Below are 21,159 nucleotides of genomic sequence, written 5' to 3'. Positions count from 1 at the left end.
GTAAGTTCAATGTGCCGTCGTGGCTTAGTGGTATAGCGGCTGATTCGTAATCAGCAGGCCGGGGGTTCAAGTCCCCCCGACGGCTATGAAGTACGGGGTTAAAAGCCCCTTCTTTCTATTTTTGTCATAGTGCACTCTGAGTTCAAATCTTTCCCTCACATGAGCATTGAGATTAAAAGTTTTGTCACTCCTAGCATTTTGCTTCATATAATGCAAGGTGCGACAGAAGATACGTCTATTTCGTGGAAGCTTGAGTTCAGAATTCCGCTATTTTTAATTCAATTGCTTGTAAGATTGCAAGTTCCAGTTGTTTGGGTTCATCGGTACCTATCCTGTATATTTTACCGTTTTTCATTTTAATCTCAACTGCATCAAAACCAGAAACATTGAAAATCACCATTTTAGGCCATAGCCATAATCTTATCCCCCAACCATAATACCAATGATTCTTTACAGTTCTTGCTGAAACGATCTCATTAAGCGGAAACCTCTTCCAAAATATTCCATATCCATATTTTATTCTTAGGTAGTTTTCATCAATCATGACTTTAAGTGTTGTAAAAGAAATTAAAATTAGAACAATGAACAACATAATGGCAAAAACGATTGGTTCAAAATCTGTTGTTGATAAAATAAATCCAAAAAGTAAAACAACTACAAGTGAGGCAAATATTATAAAATATCCTGTTTGAGTGTGTTTGTAATTCATATCATTAAGTGTTAGTTATGTCAAATTAAAAGCTTTGTTTCCCACATCCCTAATCTCTCCCTCACACGAGCATTCAAAGTAAACGACTTATATAGATATAGGTCAATGTTGAAATAATTTCATTGTGATTGACTCATCTCGAGTATAATTCACAATTATCTCGCTGACTACATTCAGGAGTAAAATTGCACACAAGCACATATATATAATTAAAAACAAACTTTCTGAATAGTGGGAAATTAGTAGTACAGTGGGATTAACATTTCATTGCTAAAAAATATGAATAGTGGTAACTATGGTTATGGATACTACAAATGATCAGGGGACAAACGAATCTATCAAAGAGATTGAGACATATATCTCGGTCAAGGAAGTAATGACAGAAAAAGTGATTACCACAGATATCGAGGAAAGTGCTCTAAAAGTCGGAAAGGAGATGATAAAGCACAATGTGGGCAGCATAATCGTAACAAAGAACGATGAGGCAGTGGGAATCATAACTGAGAGAGACATGATAAAAAAGATAGTAGCAAAGAACAAGAAAACTGAAAATGTCTCTGCTTCCATGCTCATGTCTTCCCCCTTGATAATGATAAAACCATCCACGAATGTCATAGATGCTTCTAAAACAATGTCTAAGGCCAATATCCGCAGGCTTGCTGTAATGCAGAATGGGAAGATTGTGGGTATCATCACAGACAGGGATCTACTTACGATAGCACCCGGATTGAATACAATACTGGCAGATCTCATAGAAATGAACCGCAAACAAAATGTTACAGCGGAAGAAGAATATGAGGGAGGAATATGTCAGAGATGTGGTTACTATGTCGCTGATCTTGCAATGGTAAATGGGAGAATATTGTGCGAGAGCTGCAGAGATGAAGAAGAGTAATACGATTAAATTTATTTTTTCACATAATGATCTAGTTTAATATTTGGAAGGGGAGGTAAATAGATGACAGTAGGTCAAATAATGTCTAAAGATGGGGTATTCGTAAAGGAAGATGATTTCGTGACCCACGCACGGCAGATGGTGCGTGACCATTTTCTGCGCAGTCTTCCTGTAATCGATGGTTCTGAAAGGCTAGTGGGTATTCTTACGGATCAGGACGTGCTTAATATAACGGCCAACAAATCCCATGTGACGGTGGCAGGGTATGCAAGGGAATGCCCTTTGATCACTCCTGACATGGATGCCATAAAGGCCGCGAGACTGCTTGTAGAGGTCGGGATGCACAGGGTCCCAGTGGTCGCCTCAACCAGTGACAGAAAGCTTGTAGGTATGCTGAGCGATGTAGATCTGCTTAAAAAGTTCAAAATTACCAGGATATCTCCGAAGATGGTCAAGGAGATCATGGAAACAAAGGTCAAGACCTGCAATCCGAATGACAGCATCTCAAAGGTCTGGCAGAACATGCTGGACCAGGACTTTACAGGCATCCCTGTGGTATCCGAGAAGAACAAACCCATGGGAATGATCACAAGAATGGACATAATCAAAGCCGGGTTCGCCAGGATCGGCTCCAGTGATGCACACGGGACAAAGCCCAATGACTCCACAAAGGTGGAAAAGCTCATGTCAACCCCTATATATGCAACATTGCCCGAAACCTCGATATCAAAGGCAATAGAGATGGTACTACATTACGACATAGGCAGGCTGATAATTATAAATGATTCAAAGATTGTGGGAATAGTCGGAAGGCATGACCTTCTCAAGGCATGTCTTGTCGGTAAGACCTCTGAATGATATCTCTCAAAGCTTATGTCAAGATGATGTTAACGATTTTTCGCAGAGAAATCATACTGGAAAGTGGGAATTAAGGGGTAGAATAATATCGATATTTGGGGAGTTTGGTGGTTCAATTGAACATACAATACAAAGCAACAAAGCTTGCAGATGAAAAAGTAAAGGCTCAGGAAAAGCTAAATGCACAGGATAAGACCATTCAGAGAAAGGATCCTAAAATGATGGACATGACAGGGACAATGGACTTTGGACCTGTAAATTCCCAAGCAAGGGCTTCGGAGCATGAAGGGGAAATAATGGCAATTGCAACAAAGGAAGTCGTGACACTTCCCCCCACTACCACAATAATGGGTGCGATCAAGACAATGACAAACAAGGGGTTCAGGCGTGTACCCATAACGGATGCAGGGACAAATCGGCTGGAGGGAATTGTCACATCTGTGGATGTCATCGACTTTCTGGGAGGAGGGGACAGGAACCTTCTGGTGGAGAATAAACACAAAGGTAATCTCCTAGTCGCCATCAATGAAAGCGTACATGAGATCATGCAGAATGACGTTGCCTTCATTAAGAACAATGCAAAGATATCTGAAGCACTGGAGATGATGCTTGAGAGAAAGGTCGGAGGAATACCCATCGTGGACGGTGAAAAAAAAGTGGTTGCCATCTGTACAGAGAAGGATTTCGTCTCACTTGTTTCAGATGTTCCTGCTAACAAGACCATCGGGCAGTATATGACCAAGAAGGTGAAGACAGTTTCCCCGGACACGAAGATAGGTGAAGCTGCAAAGATAATGATCAAGGAAGGGCTGAGAAGACTGCCCCTTGTCAGGGATGAGATACTTGTGGGTCTTGTCACAGCCTCTGATATTATGCACTATCTTGGAAACGGGGAGGCATTCGACAAGATTGTTACCGGTGACATACATGAGGCGTTTGATGAACCCATCGGCTCATTGATATCAAAGGATGTTGTGTGGGCCACATCAGATATGGACCTTGGCAAGGCAGCATCCCTCATGATGGAGAAAGATGTAGGTTCGCTGCCAGTAATCGATGAGGGTACCCTTTGCGGGATAATCACGGAGAGAGATTTCCTCATGGCAAAGTCGAAGAAAATCACCAAGGCAAATGCAAGGAGGGAAAATATAAAGGTGGCAGATATCATGAGCTCACCGGTCCATATAATATCTCCAGAAGAGCCCATATCGCATGCAAGGAAATTGATGCTCAGGCATAAGATAAGCACCATCGTTGTCATGGACAACGAAAGGATGGTCGGAATCGTCAACAAAGCTGATATCGGAGAGAAACTGGCTCAGGCAGAGCCTGTATGGAGAAGAAGACCCATCGATAAGATTCCTGTAAGCATGGTCATGAGGGAGTCACCCATAACCATCTACCCGGAGGCAATGGTATCACAAGCCATCAGCCTGATGCTTGAGAACGAGATCACCTGCCTTCCTGTTGTGAGCAAAAATGTTGTGGGAATAGTTACAATGACCGACATTGTCAGAAACATTTCCGAGGATGGTCTTGAAACCAAGGTTTCTGAATTCATGACCGAGGACGTGGTCGTTGTACACAGGCATCACACTATCAACCATGTCATAGACGAGATGAATGAGAACGAGATCAATCGTGTTGTTGTGATCAATGATATGAGCGAGGCCGTTGGAATGATATCCGCAAGTAACCTGGCAATGAGCATGATGCAAGACAACGAAGGAAAGCTTCCTGTAAAGAGCATAAAAATGGCACGTCGACCCACGCCTGCGGGAGAAAAGGTCTACAGATATGTAAAGGAGGTAGCTCTTGTTGCTGAGGATATAATGTCAAGCCCCCTGATTACCATTAAGGCGGATGAGACGGTGGTGAACGCTGCAAAGATAATGATCGAGGAAGACCTCACGGCCCTGCCAGTTGAAGAGGATGATGATATAGTGGGCATAATCAGCAGAACCGATGTGATGAGAGCAGCAAGGTGAGGATAGAAAAAGAAGTTATCAAAAATCAATACCAACAGAAAAGGAATCAAGTTGTAGGTTCAATGAGCTACTCCAAAAATCGATTGGTAAAGAATGAATTTATTAGGACTGATAAGACTCTAAAAAGATAATGTAGATTTTGCTCATGGTTCAATAGGATAATTGAAAGAGACGATCTGGAGCTATAATGAAATCTGATTTGATTAAATTGTAAATATCAAGGCTTTTGTCTAGAGATCTCTTCAGCCAAATAACACACAATCTTGACATATCTGTCAAGGTTGTGTATCAATATTTTGAACTTCAGTTATTTGCTTAAATTTTATTTTTTAATCACCAATTAACAGAAACCTCACAATCCCAATTTTCCAACCTCTCCCTCACATGAGTATTGGGAGTAAACGGTTTATTACTCTTGCCATTTTGGTTCATGTAGTGCAACGTACCCTTAGAGAACCCCATCTTCTTCCAATCAGAATATAAAATTCCCCCGACGGCTCTCCATACCTATTTTCAAGCTATTTTTATTTGCTTTTTGAGTGAAAAGTTAATTTGACGATTTGTGTAGATTATCTACTGTGTTTCGTTTTACAAATCGATTTTGCCTATTGGAAATGCGGAGCAAATTCATACTTTTCTGTAAATAATTTCATAACATTTTTTCTGTTTTAATTTATTTTCATTTGCTGCCTGATACTCCTTCTACAAATTTCTAGCGTCACAGCGTTAATACAAAATTATATATGATACCTATTTAGTATTAAGTTTTAATAAATAAGTAACACGAAAACTAATTATTTCTATAATAATTATTACAAATGGGCATTAATGGTGACATAATTATTAAAAAAGGAGGACTGATCTATTAAGACTAAACTAGCTAAAAAGGTAAATCTTACATTGCTGATATTTATATCACTTATTCTTGCTGCAGGCGTCTGCTCTGCATCATCAGTTGAGATTCGCGGATCACCACTTGATACAGGAGATGCATCTGAAATCTCCTGGAATGCAACGAACTGGCCCGCCTTTTACTACTCAATGAATGAGGCCGGATGTGTTGCCGAAACTCTGAGTTATGAAAATACTGATTCAGAAAATCCTGCGATCGGTGCATCTCCTACTAACAACGTTATGGATAAGGGAGAACTTACCTACAGTACACATCCCTACATCAAAAAATACATGGCAAGTATCAAGACTGGTGTTACAACGGTCAATAAATATTACATGATGCCTTGGTTTGGCCAAAAATACGTGGCAGTTGACGGTGATGCTCAGAAGATCACCAAACTGGTCCTTGAACAGGGAGGAAGTGCAAAAAAGACATTAAAGGTCGGAGAGTCCTGGAATCTTGGAAAAGGGTACAACCTTACGGTCAAACAGCTGGATCTTGACGGAGGAAAGGTGTGGTTAGCTCTATACAAAGATGAAGTTGAACTGGAATCTAAGATCCTGAGTACAAATGGGGAAGATGATGAAAGAACATTTGTCGCAAAAGATGATTTTGCGGGCAAGGAAGACGCCGTTTACTTTGTAACTTATGTGGATGAGGCTTTCAAAGGTACATCTGACTGTTTTATAATTCTCAAGTATACATGGCTTATTGATAAGGACGATATTACAAGCATTGAAGCAAACGATGAGTTTGGAGCTTTGAAGTGTACTGAAGTTGCCGAAGACAAAATTACATTATCTAACGATCAGAAAATAACTCTTGAAATGAGTGATACCATCGACTTAACTGACGACTGGTACTTCAAGGTATCAACAGCAGGTAAAGGTACGGATGGCGGCTATCTTTTCTATCCTGCAAAGAAGTTGATCAATCCCGGAACATACGAAATTCGCGGATCACCACTTGATACGGGGAACTTATCTGAAATTTCCTGGAATGCAACAAATTGGTCCTCCTTTTACTATTCAATGAATGAAGCTGGATGTGCTGCCGAAACTCTCAGCTATGAAAATAGTGATTCAGAAAATCCTGCGATCGGTGCAGCTCCTACTAACAATGTTATGGACAAGGGGGAACTTACCTACACTACACATCCCTACGTCAAAAAATACATGGCAAGTACCAAGACTGATGCTACAACAGTCAATAAATATTACATGATGCCTTGGTTTGGCCAAAAATACGTGGCAGTTGACGGTGATGCTCAGAAGATCACCAAACTGGTCTTTGAACAGAAAGGAAGTGCAGAAAAGACATTAAAGGTCGGAGAATTCTGGGAGCTTGGAAAAGGATACAACCTTACGGTCAAACAGCTGGATCTTGACGGAGGAAAGGTGTGGTTAGCTCTATACAAGGATGAAGTTGAACTGGAATCTAAGATCCTGAGTACAAATGGGGAAGATGATGAAAGAACATTTGTCGCAAAAGATGATTTTGCGGGCAAGGAAGACGCCGTTTACTTTGTAACTTATGTGGATGAGGCTTTCAAAGGTACATCTGACTGTTTTATAATTCTCAAGTATACATGGCTTATTGATAAGGACGATATTACAAGCATTGAAGTGGATGATGAGTTTGGAGCTTTGGAGTGTACCGAAGTTGCCGAAGATAAAATCACATTGTCTAACGATCAGAAAATAACTCTTGAAATGAGTGATACCATCGACTTAACTGACGACTGGTACTTCAAGGTATCAAAAGCAGGTAAAGGTACAGATGGTGGCTATCTTTTCTATCCTGCAAAGAAGTTGACCATTGAAGATAAAACAGCTTCTCAAGAAGGAGCTGAAGAGATTCCCGATAAAACTGAAACCACTGATACAGAAAGTGGATCAACTATTTTAGAGGATGAAACCTCTGAAGAATTTTCTGAATCTGGTGTCGAAGAAAGTGAGGAATTTGCACTAAAAGTTGATGATGAAACAGGAATGCCAGGTAAGGATTTGCCAGGATTTACATTCCTTTCTACAATCTCAGGACTTCTTGCGGTCTTTTTCTTTTCCAAAAGAAGGTAACTAATGTGTATAGTAGATGCAGATAAAGGAAATTGACAATGTTTGAAACATTAAAACTCACTAATATCCTGGAAAGGATAACAAATCAGGATGTAAAGGGTTTCTCGGATATGAGAAAGTTCTTAATCCTTTGCATTCTTTTTGCGGTGCTGGGCCTTGCAGCAGCCATCGCCATGGTACTTGGTGCATATAATATCTCTTTTGTAGATGTATATGCAACTATCATCGCTAACCTCAGTCCCTTTCAGGATGCATCCAGTATCAATAAACTACATAATACCATAATATGGAACATACGGTTGCCAAGAGTCCTGTTAGCTATTATAGTAGGTGCTGCCCTTGCAACATCTGGTGCGGTCTTCCAGGGATGTTTTAGGAATCCACTGGTCGAGCCCTATATTCTCGGTGTTTCCTCCGGGGCAGCGTTCGGGGCAGCACTGGGGATTGTTTATCCCCATATTCTTCACTCTATCCAGATATCGGCCTTTGTTTTTGCCTCACTTGCCGTCATGGCTGCCTATACGCTGGCAAGAACGCGAGGTCAGACCCCGATCATCACTCTCATACTTGGAGGTGTCATCATTGGTTCTATTTTTTCAGCACTGGTCTCCCTCTTAAAATATACGGCTAATGATTCCTCATTACGTGAGATCGTGTTCTGGTTGATGGGCGGGTTCTACTATGCCACCTGGAATGACGTTGTCATTACCGCACCAATTGTGGGTCTTTCTTTTTTGGTACTATGGATGTATGGCTGGAAACTGAATATTCTCTCAATGGGGGATGAAGAAGCCCGGGCACTGGGTATTAACCCGGAGAAATCCAAGATGATCGTGGTCGCACTTGCAACACTTGTCACAGCGGTTGCGGTTTCAACTGTTGGGATTATCGCATGGGTTGGTCTTATGATGCCCCACGCAACGCGAATGATCCTTGGACCCGATCACAGATTTGTGATACCTTCTGCGGCAATGCTTGGCGGGATCTATCTTATCGTCTGTGATACACTGGCACGGACGCTCACGACTTCCGAGATTCCAGTCGGGATTATTACATCAATTGTGGGTGCACCATATCTTTGCTATCTTTTGAGAAACAAAGGACGATCGTTACTTGGGTGATTCTCATGCTACAGGTAAAAGATATTCATTTTAACTATGGATCGACTCAGATTCTTAAAGACATCTCTTTTGATGTTGAAGAAGGACAGCTCTGCGGGTTATTTGGTCCAAACGGATGCGGAAAGACCACACTTTTCAAATGCTGCATGAAATTTTTAAAGTTCCATAAGGGTTCCGTGATCATGGATGGTATGGACATGAATGAGTGCAGGATCGAGGATATGGCCAAAGTAGTTGCGTATGTTCCCCAGGAGCATAAGCCTCCATTTCCATATCTGGTAAAGGAAGTTGTATTGATGGGGAGAACACCACATCTTGGAGGTTTTTTTGGCGTCAAACGTGCGGATAAAGAAAAAGCACTGGACGCACTTGAACTGCTGGATATCTCCCATCTTGCAGAACAACCTTACAACCAGTTGTCAGGCGGACAGCGCCAGATGGTGTTGATAGCACGGGCAATAGCCCAGGAGACAAAACTGATATTCCTGGACGAACCTACCTCTGCTCTTGATTTTAGCAACCAGTTAAAAATCTGGAAGCTACTGCGCAAGGTGGCTAATCAGGGAATTACCATCCTGGCGTGCAGTCACGACCCGAATCATGTTTCGTGGTTCTGCGACGACGTGGTGGTTATGAATGAAAATGGGATCATGGGTCAGGGTCCTCCCTACCATGTGATCACAGAGCCAGTCCTCGATGAAATCTACCGGGGTATGTGCACAGTCAGGAGTCTGGATGGGACTAATATGGTATTGCCTCGTGATGTGGCAGTTAAAGAGAAAGACGGGACGTCAAGACAGATGCCGGCGCTTCAGAGAGATGTAGAATAAACGGATGAATTACATGGATGAAAATACGATTGATTGGAATGAAGTCTGGAAAAACCAGATGCTAAAGAACATTGAATCGAAGTGTGCCGTTGAGTGTGCCCGAGTATGGGATAATAAGGAACGGGCAACGCAATATTGGAAGACGGTGCAGAATAACAAAGAACAAAACCAGAAGACCATCGAGGGACTTGCGCTCACACCGGATTCCCGAATACTGGATATCGGTGCCGGGCCGGGAACGCTTACGATTCCGATGTCCTCTCTGGTAACTCATGTAACTGCAGTAGAACCCTCCGAGGGCATGGTGAATGTGCTGCAGGACAACATCGCAGAGTATGAGGCCGACAATATCACCTGTGTTCAGAAGCGGTGGGAGGATGTGAATGTTGAAGAGGATCTTGAAGGCCCCTATGATGTGGTCATAGCCTCTTACTCCTTAGGTATGCCTGATATCAGGGAATCGATCAAGAAGATGACAGACGCCTCTTCGAGATATGTCTACTTATTCTGGTTTGCCGGGGAACCTTCCTGGGGAACCCATTATAAGGCACTCTGGCCTGCCCTTCATGAGAGTGATTATCATCCAGGGCCAAACTGCGATGTGATCTACAATGTGCTCTACCAGATGGGCATCTACCCCCATATGCAGGTCTTCCCGCTTAATCATTTCAACCGTTTTCAGTCTATTGAAGAGGCTGTTGAACATTTCAGATCCTTCTACAATATCACTACAGACCATCAGGAATCAGTTCTTAGGGATTACCTTGAAGCTGTTCTTGAAAAGGATAATGATTCCCTGATCATGAATGGATCATATACTTCTGTGAAGATGTGGTGGGAAAAACAGACAGGTGAGTGATCACTCAAATTTATTTATAGATTATATCAAAAAAGAGGATATAAAAATGAAATCTAAATTACAGTATTGTGTTCTTGTTACTGTACTGTTGAGCATCCTGCTGAGTGCAGGATGTATGGGAAATGCGACTGATGATGCCACGGTATCCCACGAACAGTATCGAACAGTTGTCGATAGTCGCGGAGTTGCTGTGCAGATACCAACAAATATTGAAAAGGTAGCCACGATAAGCGATGGAATGATTGAAGGGGTTATGACTACAATCGGTGTCCAGGATACTCTTGTGGGCATAGGATCCAGCTGTTTGCAGCGAAACTTTAACTACAGCTACGAGACCGTCGGTGGGGAGACATTTAACTATGAGGATGGAATGAATCCGGTCACCTACCTGAACCCCGGGATCATGGATCTCCCTTGTTTTGCAAAGTCCGGTTCTGCGGTGAACTACGAAACACTTGCAAGCCTTGAGCCTGATGTGGTTATCGTCCGCCTGGGTAGCTGTTCACTGCGGTTCATTGATGATGAAGGCACACAAAAAAGTATCGAAACGATCGAATCTCTTGGAATACCGCTGATCGTTTTATACGGATCAAGTTGCTATGATGAACCGGATGTGTCCAACATCTCGGATGAAATTCGCATCATTGGCCAGGTATTTGACAAAGAGGCCGAAGCTACCAAACTCGTAGAATACCTTGAAAGTCAGGTCAACCTTATAAATGAACGGACAAAAGATATTCCTGATGAAGATAAACCTGATGTGCTGATTTTTGGAGCATCGCCTAAAGCACGGAGTGCTGGTGGTGCAGGTCAGGTCTTTGGTCTTGATACGATTGAGTCGTTCTTTATCCAGGATATCGTTCATGCGAGGAATGGTTTTCAGGAGGCTGGGAACTTCAAGATAGTGAGCGGCGAGCATATATTAGCATTGAACCCTGATGTGATCGTGCTCTGCACTGCATTTGGATACCACCCACCACTTGAACTTTATGAGGCACCTTACTACCAGAATCTGCAGGAACTGGATGCCGTGAAGAACAGACGGGTTGTAGCATTACCATGGTCACCATGCAACTGTGCAAAACGGCTTGAATACCCGATCGATATAATGGTGATCGCAAAGGGAACGTATCCAGAGCGTTTTGAGGACATTAACCTCGCGGAGTGGCTGCTGGACTTCTATCAGAATGTCTATGGTGTGGACCTCGACACCGCAAAGGAGTTGCGCTCAGCCCAGTGGATGGACTGGACTCTCGAGGAATGCCCTACCTGCAATTAAATTCTCGAATCCATATCAAATTTCAATTGATATGGATTTTAACATTTTTTTAAATATACGAATCATGAGACGTTTTCACTGACGAGTTTTATCTCTGCATGTGCACGTAGTAAGGCGTCGGAACGATATGAGGACTAACTATGAATGAAAATACAATTGATTGGAATGAAATCTGGAAAAACCAGACGCTAAAACAAGTAGAGTCGCACTGTGTTGTAGATTGCGCCTCGATATGGGAGGAAAAGAAGAATGCAAAGCGCTTCTGGGAGATGTCCTTGGCGAATGGTGGAGAACGGATTGAAAAGACCATAAGTGGCATTTCTATTTCTCCAGACTCAAAGGTGCTCGATGTTGGTGCTGGACCTGGGACTCTGGCAGTTCCACTTGCAGAAAGAGTGGTCCACGTTACTGCTGTTGAGCCCTCAGAAGGCATGATGAATGTGCTGCAGGACAATATATCGGAGTATGAAACCGACAATATCACCTGTGTACAGAAGCGGTGGGAGGATGTGAATGTTGAAGTGGATCTTGAAGCCCCTTACGATGTGGTCATAGCTTCGTTTTCTCTTGGTATGCCCGATATCAGGGAATCGATCCAGAAGATGATAGATGCCTCCTCGAGATATGTCTACTTATACTGGTTTGCCGGGGAACCCTCATGGGACATCCATTACAGGACACTCTGGCCATCCCTCCATGATAGTGATTATCATCCAGGGCCAAAATGCGATGTGCTTTACAATGTGCTCTACCAGATGGGCATCTATCCCCATGCAGAGGTCTTCCCGCTTGAGCATGTCAACCGTTTTCACTCTGTGGACGAGGCTGTTGAATATTCCAGGTCGCACTACAAGATTACTACAGACCGTCAGGAATCAGTTCTCAGGGATTACCTGGAAGAAGTCCTTGAAAAAGACAATGATTCCCTGATTATGCGAGGTTCGACTAACCGTGTGAAAATGTGGTGGGAAAAAAATAAACCGTGATTTAGATCTGTAGAAACCCTGCTAATAATTTTGTGACGTTTGAAGGAGAATGATGAGCATGAAAATGAGTGAAGAAATACAGGAAATGATAAACGAGAATGTGGTTCATCTGGCAACTACATCCAATGATGGTAGACCGAATGTAGTTCCAATAGGTGCCATACGTACGATAAGTGACAGCGAGTTACTGATTGTAGATGTTCTATTTGACAAGACAAAAAAGAACCTGCTTGAGAATCCCCATGTAGCGATTGCTGTCGAGGCGCTGGGAAAGGAATCACCAAGTGCATACCAACTCAAAGGGCAAGCACAGATTTTCACAAGCGGTGAGATCTTTGAAAAGGCAGAAGAAATAGTGGAAGAGCTGCGAAAAAGACATTCGCGCCATTCAGACATGAAAGTGAAATCCGCGGTTCTGGTGGAGGTGGAGGAGATATACTCAACCGTTCGCCACAAAAAAGGGGAAAAGTAAATGAAAGTATTGGATACCATTCCAGAAATCAGTTCAGAACCGCTGGATAGGATTGTAAAAGGCTGTGAAGCGTTCCACATCTTACTGATAGCCCTTGATTTTGATCTCTTCGATATGCTCGAAGAGTCAAAGACCGCAGAACAAATATCCTCAGAGATCTGTACTGATGCATCCCTGACTGGGAAGTTCCTGAATACTCTGGTAGCATTACAGTTCCTCTCAAAAGAGAATGATAAATATATGAACACAAAGCTTGCCTCGACTTTTCTTGTGAAGGATAGTCCGTTTTATCAAGGTAATCTACTCAGATTTTCCGGAAGGAACTCTGACAAACGGTCGATGTTGAACTCTATCCTGAAAGGGGACGTGCCGGAAGCGAATAAAGGAAGGTTTGAAGATGTCTTCGATTCCAGCTTTATTCTGGCAATGGCTGAAGGTTCAATGAAGGGAAGCCTTCATCAAACCATGAAAGAAGTGTCGACCCTTCCTGAATTCGAGAAAGCAAGAACGCTTCTTGATCTCGGCGGCGAGCATGGGCTCTATGCAATAGCATTTGCTGAGATGAACCCGGAACTTGAAGCCACAGTATTTGATCTGCCACATGTGACAGGGGTTACAAAAGAGTTCATCGAAAGGTATGATATGAACGACAAGGTCGGAATCATTGGAGGAAACTTCTTTGAAGATGAGATTGGAAGCGGGTATGACATCGTCTTCTCATCTGATGTCTTCTATCGAAAGTCGGATGTGCTTGCAGGTGTTTTGAAGAAAGTATACAACGCGCTGAACAATAAAGGTTCGATCGTGTTCAAGCACTGGATCTTAAATGATGAACGAACTGCTCCTCCCACATCCGTCCTCTTTGATCTTAATCTATCCTTGCGAGGGGATATGCACCATATTTACACTGAAAACGAATGTGTCGAACTATTAGAGAACGCACAATTTTCAAATGTCCGTGTTCTGGACATATCCTCTCAAACAAGCCCATCTATGCTCATTATAGGAGATAAGGAGGTATAATAGAATGGAAATAGAAATACAAAAAATAGACGATACTGAAGGTTTGGAGACACCCGAGGGTGTGATGAAGCCATTGTTATTTGGTAAGAGATTGCTTTGTATGCATCTTGCGATCCCAGCAGGTCTTGAGGTATCTCCTCATGCCCACTCTACAGAAGGTTTGATATATTGCTTGAGTGGTGAGCTGGTGGTGGAATCAGGAAATGAAACCGTAACCATAGGCAGTGGAACTGCAATGCTGGTGCCACCTGATACAGTGGTGGGTATCAAGAATCAACAAGATGCAACGGTAAATGCGATACTGGTTTCATCTCCTCCGTCTGTGAAGTCGGTTGAGGAACTTAAATGCCTTCTAAACCATCATAAATAAGAGCGATAAAGAGAAGTGGAATGACCATTTCAATCAATCCTCTCCAATATTTTGTGATAATTTGATGGACGAAAATCTTTTTATTAACATTTGTACTAATTAGCAAGTATCAAATCTTATGTTCCTAATAAGACAGAAATATCTAGTGTGTTGGACCCGAGAACTTGCTCCCCCCGGAGGCTTTTAATTCAAGATTCAAAGCATGCCAAAACCGATGTGTTCCGAAATTGAAACCTTACAGATCATTTTTTAATTTCTTCCTTAGTAGAGCTTTTGAAATGTAATAACATTTCTAAAAACATTTAAATTGTATCTAACTAATACATTAACAAGGTACATTTACCAGATCTTCTATTACCTGAAGAAGGGAATGATTCAATGGGATCCGAAAAAGAATATCGTATGATATTTGAGAAATCTCCTCTGGGGATCATCTATTTTGATCGTGAGGGGATCGTTACTCTTTGCAATGAACGGTCTTCTGCGATCATTGACAAAAAGAAGGAAAATATCATCGGATCGGACATACTTTCTATTTTTAATGACGAGCAAATGGGTTCAGCTATTCAAACAGTGCTTTCAGGAACACCCGTTCAGTATGAGGGTGAGTATTTACCTTCTCCAGAGGTCTCATCTGTTCAGATGGAGTTTCATTGCAGTCCGGATGTGTCGGAAGACGGCTCACTTCTGGGCGGGATATGCATTATCGAGGATATCTCACTGAGAAGAAGCCTTGAAGATACATTAAAAATTGATGAATCCCGCCTTGAAGCACTGCTGAAACTTGAACAGATGATGGATGCGCCCATGCAGGAGATAGCAGACTTTGTTCATGAAGAAGCTGTCAAACTCACCGGCAGCAATATCGGTTACCTGGCTTTTTTGAACGAAGACGAGTCAGCTCTCATAATGCATACCTGGTCGAACAGTGTCATGAAAGAGTGCACCGTGCCTGACCGGAAATTCGTTTACGAAGTTGATAGGATCGGCTTGTGGGGCGAACCGATAAGGCAGCGAAAACCTGTTATTATCAATGATTATAATGCCCCGGACCCTCTTAAGAAAGGCTATCCTGAAGGTCATGTGGAACTCAGTAACTACATGGCAGTTCCTATCTTTGAAGGGGAGAGGATAGTCGCAACTGCGGGTGTTAGCAACAAAGAAGGAGATTATGATGCTTCCGATGTTCGCCAGCTGACGCTCTTGATGCAAGGCTTGTGGAGACTTGTCCAGCGCAGGGAATCTCTTGAAAAACTCAAAAAGTATGCGGAAGACCTTGAACATTCAAACGAACTTAAAGAACTTTTCACCGACATAATGCGCCATGATCTTCTAAATCCTGCAGGTATCGTCAAGGGTTATGCCGAGCTGTTGCTTGAGATGGAGGATGATGAGAAGAAGCATGATATGGTAAGGACCATTGATCGCAACAATAAAAAACTGATAGATATGATCGAAAATGCTGCAAGGTTCGCAAAACTGGATTCCTTCGAGGAGATCGAGTTTCAGGAAATGGATCTGGCTCTTGTTATTGAGAGTGTGGTCGGCAACTTCAGGCCCAACATCGAAGAGAGGCAGATGGTAGTTGAATTTGCTCATAAAGGTACGTATCCTGCAAAAGCAAACCCGATGATAGAGGATGTGTTTTCTAATCTGCTGTCAAACGCGATAAAATACAGCCCTGAAAATGAAAGGATTATCATTGCCATCTCAGATGCCGGTGATGAATGGAAAGTGTCAGTTACGGATCTTGGCGAAGGGGTTTCTGACGAGAACAAGCCGGAGTTGTTCGAGCGTTTCAAACGCGTCACAAAAAAAGGTATCAAGGGAACTGGTCTCGGTCTTGCCATAGTCAGGAAGATAGTTGATCTTCATGGTGGCAGTGTTGGGGTCGAGGATAATCCTGAGGGGCGGGGAAGTATTTTCTGGGTCACTTTGAACAAATGGGGTTGAAGGTATATGTGGATAATTTTAATAAATGATGTATTTTATTCTCGATCCCATGGAAGAACATGAAATGATCCGCCTATAACTTTTTCTTTCCCATAAACCCTGTGTTCGACTTGTAAGTTCAGTTTACAATCCTGGAGGCGATCTTTTGTTCAGCAGGAAGTTTAATATGAACCTCAGTCCCGATTCCTTCCTGACTTTCTATCCAGACATCGCCCTTATGCATTCCAACAAAATACTTTACAAGGGCAAGACCAATCCCATTTCCTCCATAGTCTCGTGATGTTGATCCGTCGATCTGATAAAATGGGTCGAATAGTTTCTCAATCTCTTTTTCAGGGATTCCGATTCCTGTATCCATTATTGATATATTTATTTCATTATCGATGTTTTGTGCTTTGATAAGGATCGAACCATCATTATTGTTAAATTTGATCGCATTGCTGATGAGATTGTTAAGTATCTGTATAACTTTGTTTTTGTCACCATTCATCAAGATCATGTCCTCAGTATCGATATCTATGGATATGTTCTTTTGCGTTGCAAGTGGGATCATATTTTTTCTGACTTCTTTGAGAACATCGGAGAAAAAAAACGTTTCACAATTTAGTTCAGTTGTTCTTGCTTCTATGGCCGAGAGGTCAAGTATGTTATTTATGATCTTCAAAAGATTCTGTCCACTTTTATGGATATTCTCTGTATATTTCCTTTGTTTTTCATTAAGCTCTCCAAAAGTCTCATTGTACAGAACATCCGAAAAACCAATTACAGAATTAAGCGGAGTTCTTAGTTCATGGCTCATATTTGCCAGGAACTCGCTCTTGGAGCGATTTGCAAGCTCAGAAGTTATTTTCGCATCCACTAAATTCTCTTCGAATAGCTTTCGCTCTGTAATATCCTGTCCCGAGCATAGAATTCCTTCAATATCACCATTTTTGTTACTTAATATAGAAGTGTTCCATGCTATCCACCTTTCTTCACCAACAGAATTCAAAATTGGATTTTCATGGTATTCTATTTTTTTCTTATTATTTGACAGTAAATATTCCATTTGTTTTTCAACTTGTTCGCGGAAGTATTCCAGAAGGAAGTTCTCACTCCAATTCTTTCCGACAATATCTTCTTCTTCATAACCAAGGACTTCACATCCCTTTTTGTTAATTTGAACAACATTACCATTCGTGTTAAGAACTAACATAATAACTTTAGCAACATCAAAATACTTTTGTGCCAGGTCCCTTTCGACTACCAGTTCATCATGTATGGTTTTAAGTTCTGTTATGTCGACTGTAGTTCCGAATATTTGCACTGCTCCTTCTGAATTAACATTTGATATGGCTTTTTCATATACCCATAATTGAGTTCCATCTGGTCTAATGACACGATATTCATAATTATTAAGGGAATATCTTTCTTTGATGATCTCATTTAGTTTTTGGAACAAACCAGGCAGATCGTCGGGGTGTACGTAACTAAATGATTTAGCCCAATCGTTCCCTAATATTCCTTTTTCTACTCCATACAACTTATCTGCAAAAGGGGAAAGATACGTATTAATAAAGCTTCCATCTTCTGCCACATCTGCTTTCCAGAAGAGTGCATCGATCGATGAAACAACTTCCCTGTATTTTGTTTCACTTTCTTTTAATTTCCTTTCTGACTCTTTTCGCTCTGTAATATCTCTGGCAATGCTCAATACAGCTGTTTGGTTTTCATACTCAATAATACGATTACTTAGTTCTACAGGGATGCTCACTCCATCTTTGGAAAGAATAAATGTTTCAAATATTGAGTATTTGTCTTCATAAAGTTGTTTTAGATCTTCAGTTAACCTTGCTCTATATCCAGGCGAAACCATATCAATAATTGAGTTTTGTAAAATTTCATTTCGATTGCGACCAGTGAATTCGCAAGCAATTTCATTTACTTCAAGGACGTTACCTTTCAGGTCATATATGGCAATTGCATCATTGGAGTTGTTAAAAATGTTTCTGAATTTCTTTTCTGATGTTTTCAGTGCATTTACCATTTCTTTTTTCTTGGTTATATCACGCAAGATTGCCATAACTGCAGGCCTGCTCTCGTATTCAATGGTAGCTGCACTGGCGTCAACCTATATCTTGTTTCCATCTTTAGAAAGAATATCAAATTCATACCTGGATCGGTTATTGTTACCATTTTCTAATTTCTGTTCATATTTCTCAAGAACCAATTTTCGGTGAGCTTCATTTACATATTCTAAAAATGGAGTTCCAATCGGTTCTTCCAGATTGTAACCTGTCATTTCTGCCATTTTTGAGTTAACAAATTTCAACAAACCGTCCTGAACAATAAGAATACCATCATTTCCATTTTCTACCAGAGCTGAATATTTTTCTTCACTTTTCTTCAATTCACTCTCTGCTAACTTACGCTCTGTGATATCTGAAACAATGGCCAATATAGAATCTTCTCCGCTAAGGACCAGCCGAGCTTCAAAATAGTTCATTTTTCCATCTATCAGAAGCTGGTAATCAAAACGTTGAATTTTTGTTGTTTTGACCACTTGCTCAATTGAGGAAAATATCCCGGTTGCAATTTCTTTTGGCAGAACTTCGTTGACTTTTTTGCCTAAAAACTCTTTAGGTTGAACATATGTATCGATCTCAGGAGATGGGCGATAATCAATAATTGTTCCATCTATAGTAAATTGGAATATCAAATCAGGTAAAGCGTTCAGAATTGCCTGGTTTTTCAAGTCAGTTTCTCTAATCTTTTGTTCCATTGTCTTGCGTTCAGTGATATCGCGAAGTATTGCCATATTTGCGGGTTTGCCTTCATACTCGATAACAGATCCACTTATCTCCACTGGAATAAGGCTACCATTCTCTGACAAGATATCGATCTCATAATTGTTTGGAATATTATTACTGCTAAATCTCTGTTCATGTCTTTTCATTGAGAGTTCCTTATATTCAGTTGAAACGAGATTAAAAAATGGGCTTCCGATCAATTCCTTCTTTGGAAACCCGGATATATCTATGAATTTTTGATTTACAAATTTAAGCAAATAATCTTGAATTATAACAATACCATCATTTCCGTTTTCAACCAGAGTTGAGTATTTCTTTTCACTCGCTTTCAATGCAGTTTCTGTTTTCTTTCGTTCGGTTGTATCCCTGGCAACGGTTATGACTGCAGGATTTCCTTTGTATTCGATCGGACGAATGTTAAGTTCAATTGATACCAAAGAACCATCTTTGTGCTTACTGACAGTTTCGACGATTCCGCCTCCCTGTTCTAATTTTTCAAAAACTTGTTCACGCAGTGTTTCTCTAAATTCAGGTGGTGTTATGTCCATCACCGTCATTTGCATTAATTCATCCTTTGTGTATCCCAATTTATCAAACGTGATCTGGTTTGCTTCTAAGAACTGTCCTTCAAGGTTAAATATAGCAATTTCATCGTTAATGGAATTAAATATCGTTTCAAGATCGTTTTCCAACTCCCTCTGCTTGGAAATATCTATGAAAGATGTCATCATAGCAACTGGTTTCTTAGAATTGTCCCTTATGATACTAGCAGAAAAAAGTGTTATGAGCTTTGAACCATTCTTCTTTTTAACTGTGAGCTCACCAGACCAATGACCTGTTTCCTGAACAATTTTTATTATTTCTGTTGCTTCAGTCTGTTTATTCCAGAAGTTGGCTGCATGTCTACACAAAAAATAGTTTTTGTTATCAAATCCGAACATTTTCAAAAAAGTACTGTTTATGTAGATGATCTCTCCCTCTAGATCTGTTAAAGCAATAGCACTAACATTTGATTCGATAGCCTGATTTTTTAGTGATAGTTCTTTTTCAAAAGTAGATATATGCTTTTTAAGATTACCAGTCATTTATTGTGCTCCCAGGGTCAAATGTTGTGATTTCAATTTATATATTTTAATTTAATACTTTAAATTTCATCTCCAATTCGAATATATTCATATAAACATTTCGATTTTTAAACAAGTTGGTGCCTATATCGGAAGCTTAACCAAGTTTGCTAACTTTTCTGAAGTTATTAGTTAAATTCAGAATCACAAAACTAAACTGGTTTAAATTGAACAGATATCGATTATATAATGCGTGAACTATACTTTAGGAATTTAAATAGAATTATAGTTCTCTGTAAGGCTATCGATAGGGTGATCAAAAGATCAATTATATATAAAAGTGCATCTAAATGCCTTATAGGAGATGCTGAATTATGATTGCAGAAGATAAGTTGGAAGAGCTTGCAAAAGCATGTGAGAAATGTATTGGTGACGATTCCAGCTCTATTGATGAGCATTTTGAAAAATGTCCGGTCTGTAAGCTTTACAAAGAGCAGGCTGAAACTGTCAAGTGCATAACAGAAACAATAAGGCAACTCACTTCAAGATCTGAGGAGGAGAAGTGTGATACAATATGCAAAAATCTGGATGAATTTTATAGCATGCCGGATGATGAAAGATTAAAAGCAATAAATGAAATGCTCGATGCTGAGGGTGGCTTGTCAGAAGAGGATATGTTCAAGATAGTAACGACCCGTATCGATCTGCTGACGAAGCTTCCAAAAGAAAAAAGAGTACTTCTCATGGAATCGCTGGAAAAGGTAATGTCGCAGTGGCCTGAAGACCGAAAAATGCTGGAAAAACGTGCTATTATGAATGCCACTCAGGATTATTTCCTTCTCAAAAAGACCTTGCTCAGAAGAATGTTCAAAAAAATACTATCCTGAAAAAAGATCGTTTTCAGGAATATTTAGAAGATCTCGGTTAAGAGACCTTCCGAACATATCTGACAACTACTTTGCGTAATAGATCTCAAATAACTCTTTGAAT

Annotated in this window: 17 protein-coding genes and 1 tRNA gene; 15 read left to right on the top strand and 3 right to left on the bottom strand. The window is 40.9% G+C overall.

The genetic code is table 11. The annotated features are described in order from the left end of the window. The first annotated feature begins 13 nt into the window (after positions 1-13). Positions 14-85 (top strand) — tRNA-Thr (locus tag E7X57_RS09360). 171 nt (positions 86-256) lie between these two features. Here E7X57_RS09360 and E7X57_RS12675 read toward each other — a convergent pair. Further along, positions 257-709 (bottom strand): hypothetical protein, encoded by a 453-nt coding sequence (locus E7X57_RS12675; RefSeq protein WP_210409057.1) that lies wholly within the window; start codon positions 707-709, stop codon positions 257-259. A 301-nt stretch (positions 710-1,010) separates the two neighbouring features. Between E7X57_RS12675 and E7X57_RS09345 the strand changes: the two genes are divergently transcribed. The 13 genes from E7X57_RS09345 (at position 1,011) to E7X57_RS09275 (ending at position 16,316) form a co-directional block, all read left to right on the top strand. Then, positions 1,011-1,604 carry a cyclic nucleotide-binding/CBS domain-containing protein gene (locus E7X57_RS09345; RefSeq protein WP_244603664.1) on the top strand — a complete coding sequence of 198 codons (594 nt, stop codon included), beginning with the start codon at positions 1,011-1,013 and terminating at the stop codon, positions 1,602-1,604. 63 nt (positions 1,605-1,667) lie between these two features. Continuing rightward, positions 1,668-2,462 (top strand): HPP family protein, encoded by a 795-nt coding sequence (locus tag E7X57_RS09340; RefSeq protein ID WP_135612707.1) that lies wholly within the window; start codon positions 1,668-1,670, stop codon positions 2,460-2,462. Positions 2,463-2,578: 116 nt separating this feature from the next. After that, positions 2,579-4,450 carry a CBS domain-containing protein gene (locus tag E7X57_RS12975; RefSeq protein ID WP_371413191.1) on the top strand — a complete coding sequence of 624 codons (1,872 nt, stop codon included), beginning with the start codon at positions 2,579-2,581 and terminating at the stop codon, positions 4,448-4,450. Positions 4,451-5,350: 900 nt separating this feature from the next. Continuing rightward, entirely contained in the window at positions 5,351-7,423 is a 2,073-nt protein-coding gene (locus E7X57_RS09320) for an S-layer protein domain-containing protein (protein ID WP_135612706.1), read from the top strand. Positions 7,424-7,461: 38 nt separating this feature from the next. Then, entirely contained in the window at positions 7,462-8,544 is a 1,083-nt protein-coding gene (locus E7X57_RS09315; protein WP_135612705.1) for an iron ABC transporter permease, read from the top strand. A gap of 5 nt (positions 8,545-8,549) precedes the next feature. Next, positions 8,550-9,374: an ABC transporter ATP-binding protein gene (locus E7X57_RS09310; protein ID WP_135612704.1), complete on the top strand. Its 825-nt coding sequence runs from the start codon at positions 8,550-8,552 to the stop codon at positions 9,372-9,374. A gap of 13 nt (positions 9,375-9,387) precedes the next feature. Beyond that, entirely contained in the window at positions 9,388-10,233 is an 846-nt protein-coding gene (locus tag E7X57_RS09305; RefSeq protein ID WP_135612703.1) for a class I SAM-dependent methyltransferase, read from the top strand. Positions 10,234-10,279: 46 nt separating this feature from the next. Further along, positions 10,280-11,512 carry an ABC transporter substrate-binding protein gene (locus E7X57_RS09300; RefSeq protein ID WP_135612702.1) on the top strand — a complete coding sequence of 411 codons (1,233 nt, stop codon included), beginning with the start codon at positions 10,280-10,282 and terminating at the stop codon, positions 11,510-11,512. A 140-nt stretch (positions 11,513-11,652) separates the two neighbouring features. Next, positions 11,653-12,498, top strand: coding sequence for a class I SAM-dependent methyltransferase (locus E7X57_RS09295; RefSeq protein WP_135612701.1), 846 nt, complete (start codon positions 11,653-11,655; stop codon positions 12,496-12,498). 64 nt (positions 12,499-12,562) lie between these two features. Further along, positions 12,563-12,970, top strand: a complete 408-nt coding sequence (locus E7X57_RS09290; protein ID WP_167880963.1) for a pyridoxamine 5'-phosphate oxidase family protein — start codon at positions 12,563-12,565, stop codon at positions 12,968-12,970. Further along, positions 12,971-13,993 carry a methyltransferase gene (locus tag E7X57_RS09285; RefSeq protein WP_135612699.1) on the top strand — a complete coding sequence of 341 codons (1,023 nt, stop codon included), beginning with the start codon at positions 12,971-12,973 and terminating at the stop codon, positions 13,991-13,993. A gap of 4 nt (positions 13,994-13,997) precedes the next feature. After that, positions 13,998-14,363, top strand: a complete 366-nt coding sequence (locus tag E7X57_RS09280; protein ID WP_135612698.1) for a cupin domain-containing protein — start codon at positions 13,998-14,000, stop codon at positions 14,361-14,363. A 378-nt stretch (positions 14,364-14,741) separates the two neighbouring features. Continuing rightward, positions 14,742-16,316: a GAF domain-containing protein gene (locus tag E7X57_RS09275; protein WP_135612697.1), complete on the top strand. Its 1,575-nt coding sequence runs from the start codon at positions 14,742-14,744 to the stop codon at positions 16,314-16,316. Positions 16,317-16,434: 118 nt separating this feature from the next. Here the strand turns inward: E7X57_RS09275 and E7X57_RS09270 are convergent, their stop codons facing one another. Next, on the bottom strand, positions 16,435-18,378 hold the full coding sequence (locus tag E7X57_RS09270; protein WP_135612696.1) for a PAS domain-containing sensor histidine kinase: 1,944 nt from the start codon (positions 18,376-18,378) through the stop codon (positions 16,435-16,437). 48 nt (positions 18,379-18,426) lie between these two features. Beyond that, positions 18,427-20,190 (bottom strand): PAS domain S-box protein, encoded by a 1,764-nt coding sequence (locus E7X57_RS09265; RefSeq protein WP_135612695.1) that lies wholly within the window; start codon positions 20,188-20,190, stop codon positions 18,427-18,429. Positions 20,191-20,543: 353 nt separating this feature from the next. On the opposite strand from E7X57_RS09265, the gene E7X57_RS09260 reads away from it, so the two are divergent. Then, the gene (locus E7X57_RS09260) at positions 20,544-21,056 is read left to right on the top strand and encodes a hypothetical protein (RefSeq protein ID WP_135612694.1); all 513 of its coding nucleotides are present in this window, start codon (positions 20,544-20,546) and stop codon (positions 21,054-21,056) included. Positions 21,057-21,159 lie beyond the last annotated feature (103 nt).

Origin of the sequence: Methanococcoides sp. AM1 (assembly GCF_900774055.1) — an archaeon.
Taxonomy (GTDB): domain Archaea; phylum Halobacteriota; class Methanosarcinia; order Methanosarcinales; family Methanosarcinaceae; genus Methanococcoides.
The sequence above is the reverse complement of the archived record's forward strand: the minus strand, read 5'-3'. Positions and strand labels throughout refer to the sequence as shown.

Coding starts and splice junctions, on each gene's coding strand:
- E7X57_RS12675 (WP_210409057.1), bottom strand. CDS start 709: ATGAATTACAAACACACTCAAACAGGATATTTTATAATATTTGCCTCA.
- E7X57_RS09345 (WP_244603664.1), top strand. CDS start 1,011: ATGGATACTACAAATGATCAGGGGACAAACGAATCTATCAAAGAGATT.
- E7X57_RS09340 (WP_135612707.1), top strand. CDS start 1,668: ATGACAGTAGGTCAAATAATGTCTAAAGATGGGGTATTCGTAAAGGAA.
- E7X57_RS09315 (WP_135612705.1), top strand. CDS start 7,462: ATGTTTGAAACATTAAAACTCACTAATATCCTGGAAAGGATAACAAAT.
- E7X57_RS09310 (WP_135612704.1), top strand. CDS start 8,550: ATGCTACAGGTAAAAGATATTCATTTTAACTATGGATCGACTCAGATT.
- E7X57_RS09305 (WP_135612703.1), top strand. CDS start 9,388: ATGGATGAAAATACGATTGATTGGAATGAAGTCTGGAAAAACCAGATG.
- E7X57_RS09300 (WP_135612702.1), top strand. CDS start 10,280: ATGAAATCTAAATTACAGTATTGTGTTCTTGTTACTGTACTGTTGAGC.
- E7X57_RS09295 (WP_135612701.1), top strand. CDS start 11,653: ATGAATGAAAATACAATTGATTGGAATGAAATCTGGAAAAACCAGACG.
- E7X57_RS09290 (WP_167880963.1), top strand. CDS start 12,563: ATGAGTGAAGAAATACAGGAAATGATAAACGAGAATGTGGTTCATCTG.
- E7X57_RS09285 (WP_135612699.1), top strand. CDS start 12,971: ATGAAAGTATTGGATACCATTCCAGAAATCAGTTCAGAACCGCTGGAT.
- E7X57_RS09280 (WP_135612698.1), top strand. CDS start 13,998: ATGGAAATAGAAATACAAAAAATAGACGATACTGAAGGTTTGGAGACA.
- E7X57_RS09275 (WP_135612697.1), top strand. CDS start 14,742: ATGGGATCCGAAAAAGAATATCGTATGATATTTGAGAAATCTCCTCTG.
- E7X57_RS09270 (WP_135612696.1), bottom strand. CDS start 18,378: ATGGCAATCTTGCGTGATATAACCAAGAAAAAAGAAATGGTAAATGCA.
- E7X57_RS09265 (WP_135612695.1), bottom strand. CDS start 20,190: ATGACTGGTAATCTTAAAAAGCATATATCTACTTTTGAAAAAGAACTA.
- E7X57_RS09260 (WP_135612694.1), top strand. CDS start 20,544: ATGATTGCAGAAGATAAGTTGGAAGAGCTTGCAAAAGCATGTGAGAAA.